This window comes from Phenylobacterium haematophilum (assembly GCF_014196295.1).
In the GTDB taxonomy this organism is placed as follows: domain Bacteria; phylum Pseudomonadota; class Alphaproteobacteria; order Caulobacterales; family Caulobacteraceae; genus Phenylobacterium; species Phenylobacterium haematophilum.
This window is the reverse complement of the sequence record NZ_JACIDK010000001.1, coordinates 291,523-304,861: the sequence shown is the minus strand read 5'-3', so window position 1 is coordinate 304,861 and position 13,339 is coordinate 291,523. Positions and strand designations below refer to the sequence as shown.

The window sequence follows — 13,339 nt, the reverse complement described above, 5'->3', positions numbered from 1 at the left end:
GGCTGTTCCGGCGACCGCGTTCTCAGGGCGGGGTGAAAGTCCCCACCGGCGGTAATGGCGGCTTCGGCCGCACGAGCCCGCGGGCGCCTGACGGCTGATAGGCCGACAGGGACAGCAGATTCCGGTGTGATCCCGGAGCCGACGGTTAGAGTCCGGTTATGAGAACCGCTGGCGACGGCCAGTCTTCGCGCACGCCGTGCGTGGGGATTCCCTGGCTGGGGCCTAGCGTCTCCCTGAGTCGTGGTTTCACCCCCACTCAGGGATCTGACCATGACTGTCACCCACTTCGAAGTTCCCACCGCCAACGGCGCCTTCCGTCTGGCCCGCATCGCGTTCGTCCAGTCCGGCTGGCACAGCGAGATCGTCGACAACGCCTATCAGGGCTTCCTCAAGGAGATCGGCGGCCTCGGCTTCTCCGAGAGCGCTATCGACCGGTTCGAGGTGCCCGGCGCCTTTGAAATTCCGCTGCACGCCCAGACCCTGGCCAAGACCGGCAAGTACGCGGCCATCGTCGCGGCCGGCTTTGTGGTCGACGGCGGCATCTATCGCCACGACTTCGTCGCCTCGACGGTGATCTCGGGCCTGATGCAGGTCCAGCTTTCGACCGAAGTGCCGGTGTTCTCGGTGGTGCTGACCCCGCATCACTTCCATGAGCACGACGTGCATCAGACCTTCTTCCGCGAGCACTTCCTGACCAAGGGCGCGGAGGCGGCCCAGGCGGTGGCCAAGACCATCGCCAGCCTGGCCAAGCTCGCCGCGGCGGCGTGAGGCATGGGATGATGCAGGAGATCGTCCGCATCCCGCCCGGCTTCCAGCGTCACTTCCGGCAAAGTCCGGTCACCGACCCGTGGGAGCCGATCTACAGCCGCAGGACCGACGACGCCGTCATCCTGGGACTGGTGGCTGAGGCCGCGCACACCAACAGCCGCGGCATGGTGCACGGCGGACTGATCAGCGCCCTGGCCGACAACGCCATGGGGCTCTCCTGCGCGCATCGACTGGGGCCGGACGCCAGCCTGGTGACGGTCAACCTCGCCCTCGATTTCCTGGGCGCGGCCAAGATCGGCCAGTGGCTGGAGTTCGACACCGTGTTCGTGAAGCCGGGCTCGACCCTGGCCTTCGCTCAGGCCTTCGTCACCGCCGACGGAGAACCCTGCGCGCGGGCCAACGGCACTTTCCGCGTGGTGCGGAAGGCCGCCGCCTAGAGCAGGGTCAGGCGGCCTCGGGCGTGTCGTTCCGGGGTCGCCACCCGCTGGCTAGCAGGTGCGCCGCCAACGACTCGGCCGCCTCGAGGGTCATCCGCTCGAGGTGGTCGAGAAGCGCCAGGCGGCGGTCCGGCTGCGGGGTGTGCGCATAGAGCGCGCATATCACGTGCAGGCGGCTGCGAATGCTGGCGGGCGTCGGCGGTCCCGATCCCGGCGTAACCTTCGGCAAGCCAACGTCGATCGGGCCGACATCCGGCGCACCGCCGCCCGCGTCAGGCCCCTCGACCTCGTCATATAGCGGGCCGATCATTTTGCTTTCCCCTCCCCTCAGGCCACCAGCGCCGCGTCGCGGCACCGCAGACCGTTCAACTGTACGTCCGCCTCGCCCAGCCGCACGCCCAACAGGCCGGTCAGCGCGTTGAGCACCCCCTCCAGGGGCGCGGCGATCGCGCCCAGCGTCCCCGACAGGGCCGAGGTGATCGGGCCGAGCCCAAGGCCTATCCCCAGGATGTCGACATCGAGGTCCAGATTGCCGAGCAGGCTGGAGACGGTCGCCTTGGCGATGTCGTCGGTGGCGACGGTCTTGATGGTTCCGGCCTGAATGTCGGCGCGTGTGAAGCGGGCGGTCTTCCAACTCTGACCGCCGATCTGCACGTCCGCCTTGGCCGTCGCCTTGACCAGCAGGAGGTCGGCGATCTTCGCTCGCGAAACGGTCAGGTTCTGCTTGAAGTTGTTGAGTTTGGCCGTGTCGATCTCGCCGATCACGATCCGCCCGACGCTCGGCCGCACCGACAGCGTCGCGGCTTGAGCCGAGAGGCTTGCCGGGCACTCCATGCTCGCCAGCTTGGCCTCGCCCGACGCGGCCTCGACCAGCACGGGCAACGTGATCGGCTGAGCCCCAAGCAGGCCGAGCACACTCAGCGCCTGGGCCTTCAGATAGAGACGGGTCTGGGCGGTGCGGACCACCACCTGGCCGTCGCGGTCGACGGTCAGCCACGGCGAGTTGTTTGGCCGCTCGCCGATCGCCAGCCAGACATCGACGTCGGTGACCCCGGGAACGCTTGCACCGAGGTCCAGCTTCACCTGCCGTCCCTCGCCCGCCAGCACCACCAGGGCGTTTGCCAAGTCCTGGGCCGCGAGCTCGATCTTCGCGCCGCTGCCGCCGGCGACGTGGTCCTGGGCGCCGTAAGGGCCAAGGTCCAACAGGGCGTCGAGCTTGATCTTCTTGCCGTCGCCGGCGGCCACCGCCAGCTTGCGCGCGGCGCTGGCGGCCTGGATGTCGCCGCTGCCCTGCAGCAGATCCCCCAGGATTCTCAGCGCCTTGCCGGTGGAAATGTCGGTCCCGAGCACCTTGTCGTAGGAGGCGGCCTCGAGATTGGCGTTGAGGCGCAGCAGATCGGAGTACTTGAAGAGATCGACCTTGGCCCCGGCCAGGGCGTTGTAGTCCATGACGTTGAGCGAGATGGTGCTGCCGGTCAGGCCGCTGAGCAGCTGGTTGGCGATTCCGCCCTGCAGCGAGGCCAGGCGCGTGCCGATGGAGAAGCTGGCCATGTCGGCGCGGGCGGCCGTCGCCCGCCGAGTCAGAGTGACCGTCTCCCGGTTGAGCAGCAGCCGGCCGAAGAACAGGTCCGCCTCGCCGCTGACGGTGACCCGCGCGGCGCTGGGATTGCTCCCCCCGGTCTGAAACCGCGCGCTGGGCGCGAGCGCGGGGTCCGGATCGTACCGGCCGAGCGCGACCTGGACGTTCAACGGCCGGCCCCAGCCGTTTTCAGCCGCAGTCGCCTGCGCGGCGGTGGTCGCGCGGCCCACGTCCCGGGCGGCTGAAATGGCGGCGAGATCGGCGATCCCCTGAAGTTTTCGCGACTGCAGGAACAGGGAGCCGACGTCGACGGCGAGCGCGGCGGCGCCCAGAAGGGTGATGAAGCTCATCGCCATCATCATCGAGACGCTGCCGCCAGTGTCTTCGGCCAGTCCGCGCAGGGGCGTCGGACGCAGCCGCATCAGTAGCCTCCCAGCCGCACGGCGGCGCTGCGCTCGATCTTCGGCGACGGCATGGGAACCAGCTTGGCCATGCCCCAGAAGCCGGAGTCGGACGCGTCGTAGACGACCTTGACCGACAGCCGGTCAGAAGAGCGCACGACGGTCACCGCTGTACCGGTCGGATTGAGATAGGCGTAGTCGTTCATACCCGCTGTCAGCGAGCTCTGTGCGAGGGTGCGTCGCTCCGTGTCGTCCAGACCTGAGATCGCAGCACGAGCGCTGTCGTTCGCTAACTGTTGTACGGCGTGGGCGATCCAGAAGTATCCGCCATAACAGACGATCGCGAACATCAGCACGATAAGTATCGGACCAACGAAGGCGAACTCGATCGCCGCTACGCCACGCTGGTCTTTCCTGAAGCTGTTCCTGCGGTCTGAAGCCCGCATATCCCCACCTCTTGCTCAATTCTTGAGCCTTGTCGTTCGGGGATCATGCGACCTCTCGCGTTTGCGGAGAGTAATCGCGCAAAGTACGCAATATGCGCGACTTTTGCGAAAAGACGATGTTCATTTCCAGAGTCGTTTTTGAGTTGCATTCAGCCACGAAGCAACGCAAGCGTTTGGTTAAGCGTAGTGGGCTTGGGGGCGAGCCTTCCGGGAATTGCGCACTCCGCGGAATTCACGCGAAGCTCGAAGAGCGATGAGCAACGGCCACGGAGAACCTTCGGTCGTCACGGCCGGTGAGATCAGCCGAAATTTTGGACAGTGGCAGGACCGAGCATTGGGCGGTCCGGTCATAGTCACCCACCATGGACGACCTCGGGTTGTCCTAGTGTCAGCTGACTACTACTCCGCATTTAAGGGGGGCGCCTCCCTCCACTCGTCCGAAGACAACGCGCCTTCTTATGAGACCAGCCAGCATGCGATCCTCGACCATGTGACCGAGGCCTTCATGGCCTTGAATGCCCAGCTGCATATCACCGAGGTGAATCACGTGTTGGAGGCTTTGGTCGGCCACAGCGCCTCGCAGCTCGTTGGCCGCTTCTGGGAAGACCTGTTCCCGCCGACCGCCCGCTCGCTGATGGGCGAACAGCTCAAACGCGCCCTGCGCACCGGCGAGACCCTGGAGTTCGAGGCGCCCGGCGACGCGCCTGGCGTGCGGAGGTACGCCTTCCGCGCGTTTCCCTATCCGGGTGGCGTCGCGGTGCTCATACAGAACCGCACGGCCGAGCGCGAGATGCAGGCCCAGCTCAACGAGGCGCGCGCGCTGGATGCGGCGCTGTCGATGCTGCCGCAAGTGATGGTGCTGCGGCTCAATGTGCGCGGCGTGCTGACCACCATCGATGCAGGGTTCGCCAAGATGCTCGGCTTCTCGGCCGACGAACTGATCTCCTGCCGGCTGCCCGACATCGCCCGGCCGCGCGACCGCGCAGAACTGACCGCAGCGCTCGAAGCGATTTTGCAGGGCGGCCAACCGAGCCAGATCGCCACCACCCTGCTGGTCAAGGACGGCGGCGAACTGCCGGTCCGCATCGGGCTGGCGACGGTCGTCCGCGACCTGGCGCCCGACGGACTGATCGCGGCGGTCACCGTCGACGCGAGCCAGGCCTAGTCCCCGGCCAACCGCACTTCGCGATCAACCTCGATGGCGCCCAGGAAATCGCGGTCGTGGCTGACCACCAGGATCGCCCCGTCGTAGCCGCGCAGCGCCGCCTCCACCGCCGCGATCGAGTCGAGGTCGAGGTGGTTGGTCGGTTCGTCCAGCACCAGGAGCTGCGGCGGGGTCTCCGACATCAGCATGCAAGCCATGGCTGCGCGCAGGCGCTCGCCGCCGCTGAGCGCCGACACCGGCTTCTCCGCCGCGGTGTTACGGAATAGGAATCGGGCCAGCGCAGCATGGGCGTCATTGCGCGTCGCGCCGGGGTTCAGACGCTGGAAGGCCGCGACCAGGGTCTCGTCGGACCGGAACATGGCCGTCTTCTGGTCGAGCAGGGCGGCGCGGGCGCCATGAGTGATCCGGCCGGAGCTCGGCGCCAGCTCGCCCGTCGCCAGCCCGATCAGCGTTGACTTGCCGGCGCCGTTTCGACCCGTGATCGCGACACGCTCGGGGCCCGTGACACGCAGCGATATCCCACGGAGCACCGGCGGCGCGCCGGGATAGGCGAAGTCGACCTCCTCGAAGGCCAGCACCGTCTTGCCGGCAGCCAGGCTTGACGGCGGCAGCTCGAAGGCCAGCCGCCGCAGCCGCTCGACGCGGCCCTGCGCCTCGGCCAGGTCCCCGGCGGCCTGCTCGCGCAGCCGTTCGGCCACCTGCCCCTCGCGGGCGCCGGAGTTCTCGGCCCGCTCGGCCATGCCGCCGAGCAGGATCTTCGGTTCGCTGCGCTTGGCGGCGAACTTGCGGCCGGCGGCGTCTCGGCGGGCCTTGCGCTCGCGGGCGACCTGGCTCTCGCGCTCGACCCGGGCCAGGGTCCGTTCGGCGTCGGCGAGATCGCGGGCGGCGGCCGCCTCCTCCTGGGCCTTGCGCTCGGCATAGAGATCGTAGCCGCCGCCATAGACCTTGGCCCCCAGACTGGTCAGCTCGACGATGCGGTCCATCTGGCGCAGCAGGGCGCGGTCGTGGCTGACCACCACCGCCCCGCCCTTCCAGCCGGCCAGCACCTGGGCGATCAGTTCGCGGGCCTCGGCGTCGAGGTTGTTGGTCGGCTCGTCGAGCATCAGCAGGTCCGGCTCGCCCGCGAGCAGCCCGGCCAGCGCCGCGCGTGTCGCCTGGCCGCCGCTGAGCTCGGCCGCCGGACGGGCCGGATCGAGCCCAGGCAGGCCGACCTGGGCGAAGGCCGCCTCGAGCCGCGAGGGCAAGGCCCAGTCGGCCTGGTCGAAGTCGTCGCCATCACCCTCGCCGGCTTCGATGCGGTCCAGGCGCGCGAGGTCGCCGGCGAGCCCCAGGACATCGGCGACGCTGGCGCCCGGCGGCGGCGCCAGGGCCTGGCGCAGGACGCCAACGCGGCCGCGTACGGCGACGGCGCCGGCCGCGGGCGCGATCTCCCCCAGCATCAGCCGAATCAGCGTGGTCTTGCCCACGCCGTTGCGCCCCACGAGGCCGGTGCGTTCGGCCCCGAAGGCGAGGGTCAGATCATCGAAAAGCGGATGGCCGTCAGGCGTTTTGTACGAAAGGCCGTCGAGCGTGAGGAAGGCGGACATGGGAAACCGTGGACAGATTGGCGTTCAGGACGAGGTGGGTGTCCGTCGCGATGTCCATGGTGGGCCGTCTCCTTGCGGTGAGCGTCCGATATAGGGGCCGGCGCGCAGCTTCGCAAATCGCGGTTTCCGGACCTGTCGCTGCGGCCGCGCTTGCAGGCGGGCCCCGGGATGCGGATTTGAAAGCAAGAGCCGGAGTTTCAGCCCCCGCCCGCGGGCCTATCCCATCGCTCACCAGATCGATGGAGCATTTGAGATGCAGATCGCATTCGACACCGAGAGCGCCCGCTGGGCCGCGCTGGCCGCCCGCGACGCCGCCGCCGACGGCGCGTTTTTCTATTCGGTTCGCACCACCGGCGTGTACTGCCGCCCCTCTTGCGCCGCGCGGCCGGCGCGCCCCGAGAACGTCGCCTTCCACGCGACGACCGCAGACGCCGAGGCCGCCGGTTTTCGACCCTGCAAGCGATGCAAGCCCGACCAGGCGCCGCTCGCCCAGCGCAACGCCGCAGCCGTCGCCGCAGCCTGCCAGCTGATCGAGAGCGCCGAGGAGGCCCCGGGCCTGGAGGCGCTGGCGGCGGAAGCGGGGATGAGCCCGTTCCACTTCCACCGGGTGTTCAAGTCGGTGACCGGCGTGACGCCCAAGGCCTATGCCGACGCGCGGCGCGCCGAGCGGGTCCGCCAGGCGCTGGGCGAGGCCGGCACCATCACCGACGCGATCTACGACGCCGGCTTCAATTCCGGCGGCCGCTTCTACGAGCAGTCGGACAAGGTGCTGGGCATGACCCCGACCCGGTTCAGGGCGGGCGGTGAGGCCGCGCAGATCCGCTTTGCGGTCGGCGAGTGCTCGCTGGGCTCGATCCTGGTCGCGGCCACCGACAAAGGCGTCTGCGCGATCCTGTTCGGCGACGACCCGGACAGCCTGCTGCGCGCCCTGCAGGACCGGTTCGACAAGGCCGAGCTGATCGGCGGCGATGCGGACTTCGAGGCGCTGGTCGCCACGGTCGTCGGCTTCGTCGAACAGCCGCGGCTGGGCCTCGACCTGCCGCTCGACGTGCGCGGCACGGCGTTCCAGCAGCGGGTCTGGCAGGCGCTGGCCGAGATCCCGGCCGGCCAGACCGCCAGCTACGCCGACGTCGCGGCCAAGATCGGCAAGCCGGCCGCGGTCCGCGCCGTGGCCCAGGCCTGCGCGGCCAACGCCCTGGCCGTCGCCATCCCCTGCCATCGGGTGGTGCGCAACGACGGCGCCTTGTCGGGATACCGCTGGGGCGTTGAGCGCAAGCGCGCCCTGCTGGACCGCGAGGCCGCGGCATGAGCGCCCTGGCCTCCCCTCCGACCGGTGAAGGGCGCCTGGCGTCCTTCGACTGGCCCCAGGTCGAGCGCGACCTCGACGCCCAGGGCTCGGCTCTCCTGCCCGGCCTGCTGACGCCGGACGAGTGCGCGGCGATCTCAGGCCTCTATGGCCGCGAGGACGGCTTCCGCAGCCGAGTGGTGATGAGCCGCCACGGCTTCGGGCGCGGGGAGTATCGGTACTTCGCCTATCCCCTCCCCGCCCTGGTCGGCGGGCTGCGGACCCGGCTCTATCCGCGGCTGGTTCCGATCGCCAACCGCTGGAACGAGGCCATGGGGATCGCGGCGCGCTATCCCGACGACCACGCCGCCTTCCTGGCGCGCTGCCACGCCGCCGGCCAGCAGAGGCCCACGCCGCTGCTGCTGGAGTACGGGCCCGGCGACTACAACTGCCTGCATCAGGACCTCTATGGCGAGCATGTCTTCCCGCTGCAGTTGGCGGTCCTGCTGTCGGAGCCGGGGCGCGACTTCACCGGCGGCGAGTTCGTGCTGACAGAGCAGCGGCCGCGGATGCAGTCGCGGGCCGAGGTCGCGCCGCTGCGCCAGGGCGACGGACTGATCTTCGCGGTCCACCACCGGCCGGTGCGCGGTACTCGCGGCAGCTATCGCGTCGTTATGCGTCACGGTGTCAGCCAGCTGCGCAGCGGCCAGCGCCACACCCTGGGCGTCATCTTTCACGACGCGTCATGACCGCGAGCGCCTGAAATTCAGGCGCCGCGCCGACGCGGGACAACTGAGGCTTGCGCAGACTCTCCGGAATGCTGAAGGTTCGCGCCATTCAGGTTTCGGGGAGTGGTGTTCGTGTTCAAGTTTGGTCTTCCGCTCGCGGTTCTGTTGGCGAGCGCTTCGCCTGTCCTGGCCCAGGCTCCCAAGGTGAAGCCCGAGACCAAGATCCTGCACGAAAACCTGATCGTGCTGGACACCCACTTCGACACCCCTGCGAACGAGGCGAACCCCAGCTTCGACATCCGCGCCCGCAACAGGGTCGAGGACGGCAGCCAGGTCGATTATCCGCGGATGGTCGAGGGCGGCGTCGACGGCGGCTTCTTCGTGGTCTTCACGCCGCAAGGCGCCAACACCAAGGAAGGCAACATCGCCGCGCGCGACCATGCCTTGCTGCGGACCATGGTCATCCACGAGATGGTCGCCAAGAACGACGACATTTTCGCCCTGGCGACCAAGGCCGACGAGGCCGCCGCGATCAGCCAGAGCGGCAAGCGCTTCGTCTACATCAGCATGGAGAACGGCTCGCCCGTCGCCGGCGACCTGACGCTGATGAAGACTTTCTACGACATGGGCGTGCGGATGATGTCGCCGGTCCACTTCGCCAACAACGACTTGGCCGACAGCGCCACCGATCCGAAGGGCCCGATTCACGGCGGCCTCTCGCCGCTGGGCAAGCAATTCGTCGCCGAGGCCAACCGGCTGGGGATTCTGCTCGACGCCAGCCACGCCTCGGACCAGGTGCTGGACCAGATGTTGGATCTGTCCAAGGCGCCGATCATCCTGTCGCACTCTGGCGCCAAGGCGATCTACAACCACCCGCGTAACGTCCCCGACGACCTGCTGCGCAAGTTGGCGGCGAAGGGCGGCGTCATCCAGATCAACGCCTTCTCCGGCTACATGAAGGACATGCCGGACATTCCGGAGCGCCGGGCGGCGCTGGCCGAACTCAACAAGACCTGGGGCTCGCCGCGCGACGTGCCCGCCGAGAAGCGCGAGGCTTACCGCGCCGCGCGCAAGGCCATCGAGGACAAATACCCGATGCCGCGCGCCAACATGGACGACCTGATGAAGCACATCCAACACGCGGCTCAGGTCGCCGGTAAGGACCACATCGGGGTCTCCGGCGACTTCGATGGCGGCGGCGGCATCGAGGGCTTCGACGACATCACCTATTTCCCGGCCCTGACCGAGCGGCTGGTCGCGGCCGGGTGGACCAAGGACGATCTGGCGAAGTTCTGGGGCGGCAACGCCCTGCGGGTGCTGAAGCAGGCCGACGAGCTGAAGGCGAAGTAGCCGCGCATCCCGGGAGCAACCACGTTGTCACTGGTTGATGGCCTTCTGATTGCGCTGTTCCTGTTGCTCTACGTCGCGGCGATCGCTTGGGACGCCGTGGCGCGCCCCAAGCGCCTGACGAGTCTTTTCACGTACTCCGCGATCGGCTCCGCAGCGCTGCTTACCTTGACTGCGCGCACCGAGGGCTTGTCGCTGGAGGGCGCCGTCCGCGGCGTAGTTCTCGCGACGGCGATCACAGCCGGCTATCATCTCATGGTCTGGGCTCGAGGGGCGATGATGGGAGCCGCGCTCTACGACACGGCCAAGCGCCGCGATCTGGTCGGCAGACTTCGCAGCCCCAAGGACCTCTCCGACTGATCCCATCGCTTGCCTGACGCGGCGGCGGCGGGCGCAGACTCCTTCGAAACCTCGGAGGGCCTGCGATGTACGAACACCTCGACCTGCGCCAGGACGGCGACGTCGTCTGGGCGACCATGAACCGGCCCGAGCGGCTGAACGCTCTGAACCGCAAGCTGGTCGAGGAGCTGCGCGACTTCTTCGTCGGGCTCTACTGGCGGCGCGACGTGCGGGTGGTGATGCTGTGCGGCGCCGGCGGGGCGTTTTGCGCCGGGCTGGACCTCAAGGAGCGCAACACCGCCGCGCCGGGCGGCCGCTCGGTCGGCGCCAGCCTGACCGGCCAGCGGCAGATCAGCGAGATCGTCATCGCCATGCGCCGTTGCCCGCAGCCGATCATCGCCTGTGTCGACGGGGCGGCGAGCGGCGGCGGCTTCGCCCTGGCGCTGGCCTCGGACGTGCGGATCGCCACGCCGAAGACCCGCATGAACGCCGCCTTCATCCGCATCGGGCTGTCGGCCTGCGACATCGGGGTCAGCTACTTCCTGCCGCGGATGGTCGGCTCTTCGGTGGCTGCGGAGTACATGCTGACCGGCCGCTTCATCGACGCCGAGCGCGCCTATCAACTGGGCCTGGTCAGCCGGGTCGTCGCGCCTGAGGCGATGCAGGCCGAGGCGCAGAGCTTCGCCGCCGACATGCTGCACGCCACGCCGCTGGGCCTGCGCCTGACCAAGGAGGCGCTGAACCACGCGATCGACGCCCAGGGCCTGGAGGCGACCATCGCCATGGAGGACCGCAACCAGATCCTCGCCAGCCTGGACGGCGACTTCGGCGAGGGCGTCGCGGCCTTCCTGGAGAAGCGCCCGCCCCGCTACGAGCGGCGGGAAGGCTAAAGCCTACTCGCGGTCCCGTTCGTCGAGCAGCCGGCGCAGGCGCTGCTTTTCCTCGCCCGGCAGCACCTGGCGACGGGCGAAGCGCAGCGGCCATGGATCCCGGTCTTGCTTCGCACACTGGGATAAAACCGAAAGGCGCCTAGACGCAGACCACCCCAGACCGCGCCTCGGTATAGGCCCCGCCCAGGTACGCCACCTCGCCGTTGACCAGCACCGCGTCGACGCCGCGGGCGTCGCGGACGTAGCGCATCCCCTCGCCTGGCATGTCGAACACCGGCCGTTCCTCGGCCCGGTCGATGGTCGCCGGATCGAAGACCACGATGTCGGCGGCGTGGCCGGGCGTCAGCCGGCCGCGGCCCTTCAGGCCCCAGATGTCGGCGGTCTCGGCGGTGATCTTGCGGACCGCATGCTCCAGACTCATCAGCCCCTTGCGGACGAACTCGCTGAACAGATAGCCGGTGTCGCCGTAGGTCGAGAACGAGGCGATGTGAGCGCCGCCGTCGCTGGCCCCGATGTGAACCAGCGGATGGGCGAGCATCGGGCCTATGCGGTCGGTGTCCTCGTGGCCCATGTCGGCGGCCAGGAAGGCGACGTCCAGGCCGTGAGCCAGCGAGATGTCGATCAGCGCCTGGGCCGGAACCTGGCCGCGCTCGGCGGCGATCTCGCCGAGCGTGCGACCGACCATCTCGGCTGGCGCAGCGTCGCCGCCGCGCACGATCAGCCTGCCCATCATCTTGCGGCCGCCGTCGGGGCCGAGGTCCTCGACCATCTTGGCGACGGTCTCGGGGTCGTTGAGCGAATGCAGCCGCGCCTCCAGCGGCTGGCGCAGCACCCGCACCCAGCGCGGCAGCCGCGCAAAGAACAGGCTGGGTCGCAGCAGCGAGAAGCTGATGTCGATCGGCCGCGTCTGCATCTGAGGCCAGACCCGCGCGCCGCGCGCGAACTGCTCCTCGACCCGGGCGAGGATCCGCGGAGCGTTGTCGGGCGTCGAGGTGTTGTCGAACACCGGAGAGAAGGTGGTCGGAATGGCGTGCTTCAGCGACAGCTCCGAGAGCTGGTCGATGCGGGCGATGGTGATGTCGACATCGTAGAACTCCGGCACGCACTGGAGCATGCGGCCGAACTCGCCCAGCACCGCCGACAGCGCGTCCAGTTCTGCAAAGTCGGCGAAGCGGCTCGGCACCGGGCGACCGTGCTCATCGAGATCGACAAAACTGGTGGACAGGCCGACCGCGCCAGCGGCCAGGCACTCGCGCAGCAGCTCCTGCATGGCGGCGATCTCGTCGGCGGTCGCCGTGCGTTGCTGGGCCGCCTCGCCCATCACCCAGAGGCGGATGACGCTGTGGCCGACCAGCGGCGCGACATTGATCGAGAGGTTGCGGGCGATGGCGTCGCGATAGCCGGCGAAGTCCTCCCAACTCCAGTCGAACGCCTGGGTGAAGGCTTCGGGCGGCATTTCCTCGATCTGTTGGAACATGCCGACGACCTTGGGCCGGTCCGCGGCCTTCAGCGGCGCCAGCGACAGCGAACAGTTGCCGGGGACAATGCAGGTGACGCCATGCTCCAGCGCCGGGCGCGCCGCGCCGTCCCACAGCAGTTGGACGTCGAAGTGCGTGTGCGGATCGATGAAGCCTGGCGCGATGACCCGCCCGCCGGCGTCGATCTCGCGCCGCGCGGGTCCCGAGACGTCGCCGACCGCGACGATCAGGCCGTCCTTCACCGCCACATCGCCCTTGAAGGCCTTCTCACCGGAGCCGTCGACCACCAGCCCGTTACGCACGATCACGTCGAACATGTTCCCTCCAGCAGCTTGCGCCAGGAATGCCCGGCCAGCTCGTCCAGGTGCGCCGCCCCGCAGGCGGCCATGAGTTCGAGGCCCTTGTCGGCCTCCAGCACCACCACGCCCTGCCCGCCGTTTGGGTAGCGCAAGCGCAGCACCAGTTCGGCCGAGCCGTCATGGCCGGCGGCGATCTCCGCCCCGGCGATCACGGCCTCGGCGTTCATCGCCGCGGCGGCTCCACGAACACCACGTCGCTGCCGAGGATCAGGCCGGCCGGCTTGCGCATGGCGAAGATGTGCAGGTTCCAGCTGCGGATCTTGTCGACGGCGCTGTCGAGCGGTTCGTCCGGCAGCGCGCGGGCGGCCAGATCCTCGACGCGCTCGCCCGCCAGCGGGGTCACGAAGCGCCGCTGTGGGGTCAGGTCCATGGGCTTCCTCCGTCTTATGGACGAAACGCTGCTTGCCCCTCCGCCGCGTAAGTCCAGGGGAAATCGCCGCCCTGCTGACAACATTGCTGACAGGTTTGTGCAAGGGCGGCGCTAGAACCTGCCGGTGATATCGCCGCAGCGGGTTTGTTCTCTGAATGTTC

The 13,339-nt window shown here is 68.8% G+C and carries 15 protein-coding genes and 1 riboswitch; of the genes, 8 read left to right on the top strand and 7 right to left on the bottom strand.

The window, feature by feature from the left end:
* Positions 1-14 precede the first annotated feature (14 nt).
* Positions 15-171: riboswitch (FMN riboswitch) on the top strand.
* A 99-nt stretch (positions 172-270) separates the two neighbouring features.
* Together GGQ61_RS01620 and GGQ61_RS01615 are read left to right on the top strand one after the other, a co-directional pair.
* Positions 271-768, top strand: coding sequence for a 6,7-dimethyl-8-ribityllumazine synthase (locus GGQ61_RS01620; RefSeq protein ID WP_183769629.1), 498 nt, complete (start codon positions 271-273; stop codon positions 766-768).
* Positions 769-776: 8 nt separating this feature from the next.
* Positions 777-1,205 carry a hotdog domain-containing protein gene (locus GGQ61_RS01615; RefSeq protein WP_183769628.1) on the top strand — a complete coding sequence of 143 codons (429 nt, stop codon included), beginning with the start codon at positions 777-779 and terminating at the stop codon, positions 1,203-1,205.
* A 7-nt stretch (positions 1,206-1,212) separates the two neighbouring features.
* Here the strand turns inward: GGQ61_RS01615 and GGQ61_RS01610 are convergent, their stop codons facing one another.
* The 3 genes from GGQ61_RS01610 to GGQ61_RS01600 are packed head-to-tail and all read right to left on the bottom strand — an operon-like array spanning position 1,213 to position 3,631.
* Entirely contained in the window at positions 1,213-1,515 is a 303-nt protein-coding gene (locus GGQ61_RS01610) for a hypothetical protein (protein WP_183769627.1), read from the bottom strand.
* 17 nt (positions 1,516-1,532) lie between these two features.
* Complete coding sequence (locus tag GGQ61_RS01605) at positions 1,533-3,206, bottom strand: TadG family pilus assembly protein (RefSeq protein ID WP_246370411.1); 1,674 nt, start codon at positions 3,204-3,206, stop codon at positions 1,533-1,535.
* Entirely contained in the window at positions 3,206-3,631 is a 426-nt protein-coding gene (locus tag GGQ61_RS01600) for a TadE/TadG family type IV pilus assembly protein (protein WP_183769626.1), read from the bottom strand. Before GGQ61_RS01600 ends, GGQ61_RS01605 begins: the two co-directional genes overlap by 1 nt.
* A 253-nt stretch (positions 3,632-3,884) precedes the next feature.
* Between GGQ61_RS01600 and GGQ61_RS01595 the strand changes: the two genes are divergently transcribed.
* Entirely contained in the window at positions 3,885-4,796 is a 912-nt protein-coding gene (locus GGQ61_RS01595) for a PAS domain-containing protein (protein WP_183769625.1), read from the top strand.
* Here GGQ61_RS01595 and GGQ61_RS01590 read toward each other — a convergent pair.
* On the bottom strand, positions 4,793-6,382 hold the full coding sequence (locus tag GGQ61_RS01590; RefSeq protein ID WP_183769624.1) for an ABC-F family ATP-binding cassette domain-containing protein: 1,590 nt from the start codon (positions 6,380-6,382) through the stop codon (positions 4,793-4,795). The genes GGQ61_RS01595 and GGQ61_RS01590 overlap by 4 nt on opposite strands.
* A gap of 253 nt (positions 6,383-6,635) precedes the next feature.
* Between GGQ61_RS01590 and ada the strand changes: the two genes are divergently transcribed.
* The 5 genes from ada (at position 6,636) to GGQ61_RS01565 (ending at position 10,971) form a co-directional block, all read left to right on the top strand.
* A complete protein-coding gene (gene ada, locus GGQ61_RS01585) occupies positions 6,636-7,691 on the top strand; it encodes a bifunctional DNA-binding transcriptional regulator/O6-methylguanine-DNA methyltransferase Ada (RefSeq protein WP_183769623.1) in 1,056 nt (351 codons plus the stop codon).
* Entirely contained in the window at positions 7,688-8,416 is a 729-nt protein-coding gene (locus tag GGQ61_RS01580) for a 2OG-Fe(II) oxygenase (protein ID WP_183769622.1), read from the top strand. The genes ada and GGQ61_RS01580 overlap by 4 nt, the downstream gene beginning before the upstream one ends.
* A gap of 111 nt (positions 8,417-8,527) precedes the next feature.
* On the top strand, positions 8,528-9,745 hold the full coding sequence (locus GGQ61_RS01575) for a membrane dipeptidase (protein ID WP_183769621.1): 1,218 nt from the start codon (positions 8,528-8,530) through the stop codon (positions 9,743-9,745).
* Positions 9,746-9,769: 24 nt separating this feature from the next.
* Positions 9,770-10,102, top strand: a complete 333-nt coding sequence (locus GGQ61_RS01570) for a hypothetical protein (protein WP_183769620.1) — start codon at positions 9,770-9,772, stop codon at positions 10,100-10,102.
* Positions 10,103-10,167: 65 nt separating this feature from the next.
* Positions 10,168-10,971, top strand: a complete 804-nt coding sequence (locus GGQ61_RS01565) for an enoyl-CoA hydratase/isomerase family protein (RefSeq protein WP_183769619.1) — start codon at positions 10,168-10,170, stop codon at positions 10,969-10,971.
* A 139-nt stretch (positions 10,972-11,110) separates the two neighbouring features.
* On the opposite strand, the gene GGQ61_RS01560 is transcribed toward GGQ61_RS01565, so the two are convergent.
* Genes GGQ61_RS01560 through GGQ61_RS01550 form a run of 3 tightly spaced genes read right to left on the bottom strand, consistent with a single transcriptional unit; the run spans position 11,111 to position 13,178 of the window.
* On the bottom strand, positions 11,111-12,766 hold the full coding sequence (locus tag GGQ61_RS01560; protein ID WP_183769618.1) for an N-acyl-D-amino-acid deacylase family protein: 1,656 nt from the start codon (positions 12,764-12,766) through the stop codon (positions 11,111-11,113).
* On the bottom strand, positions 12,754-12,975 hold the full coding sequence (locus GGQ61_RS01555; protein WP_183769617.1) for a hypothetical protein: 222 nt from the start codon (positions 12,973-12,975) through the stop codon (positions 12,754-12,756). The genes GGQ61_RS01560 and GGQ61_RS01555 overlap by 13 nt, the downstream gene beginning before the upstream one ends.
* Positions 12,972-13,178, bottom strand: coding sequence for a hypothetical protein (locus GGQ61_RS01550; protein ID WP_183769616.1), 207 nt, complete (start codon positions 13,176-13,178; stop codon positions 12,972-12,974). The genes GGQ61_RS01555 and GGQ61_RS01550 overlap by 4 nt, the downstream gene beginning before the upstream one ends.
* Between the last annotated feature and the right edge of the window lie 161 nt (positions 13,179-13,339).

Bases quoted from the DNA above. Each gene is read 5' to 3' on its own strand.
- GGQ61_RS01620 (WP_183769629.1), top strand. From the start codon at position 271: ATGACTGTCACCCACTTCGAAGTTCCCACCGCCAACGGCGCCTTCCGT.
- GGQ61_RS01615 (WP_183769628.1), top strand. From the start codon at position 777: ATGATGCAGGAGATCGTCCGCATCCCGCCCGGCTTCCAGCGTCACTTC.
- GGQ61_RS01610 (WP_183769627.1), bottom strand. From the start codon at position 1,515: ATGATCGGCCCGCTATATGACGAGGTCGAGGGGCCTGACGCGGGCGGC.
- GGQ61_RS01605 (WP_246370411.1), bottom strand. From the start codon at position 3,206: ATGCGGCTGCGTCCGACGCCCCTGCGCGGACTGGCCGAAGACACTGGC.
- GGQ61_RS01600 (WP_183769626.1), bottom strand. From the start codon at position 3,631: ATGCGGGCTTCAGACCGCAGGAACAGCTTCAGGAAAGACCAGCGTGGC.
- GGQ61_RS01595 (WP_183769625.1), top strand. From the start codon at position 3,885: ATGAGCAACGGCCACGGAGAACCTTCGGTCGTCACGGCCGGTGAGATC.
- GGQ61_RS01590 (WP_183769624.1), bottom strand. From the start codon at position 6,382: ATGTCCGCCTTCCTCACGCTCGACGGCCTTTCGTACAAAACGCCTGAC.
- ada (WP_183769623.1), top strand. From the start codon at position 6,636: ATGCAGATCGCATTCGACACCGAGAGCGCCCGCTGGGCCGCGCTGGCC.
- GGQ61_RS01580 (WP_183769622.1), top strand. From the start codon at position 7,688: ATGAGCGCCCTGGCCTCCCCTCCGACCGGTGAAGGGCGCCTGGCGTCC.
- GGQ61_RS01565 (WP_183769619.1), top strand. From the start codon at position 10,168: ATGTACGAACACCTCGACCTGCGCCAGGACGGCGACGTCGTCTGGGCG.
- GGQ61_RS01560 (WP_183769618.1), bottom strand. From the start codon at position 12,766: ATGTTCGACGTGATCGTGCGTAACGGGCTGGTGGTCGACGGCTCCGGT.
- GGQ61_RS01555 (WP_183769617.1), bottom strand. From the start codon at position 12,975: ATGAACGCCGAGGCCGTGATCGCCGGGGCGGAGATCGCCGCCGGCCAT.
- GGQ61_RS01550 (WP_183769616.1), bottom strand. From the start codon at position 13,178: ATGGACCTGACCCCACAGCGGCGCTTCGTGACCCCGCTGGCGGGCGAG.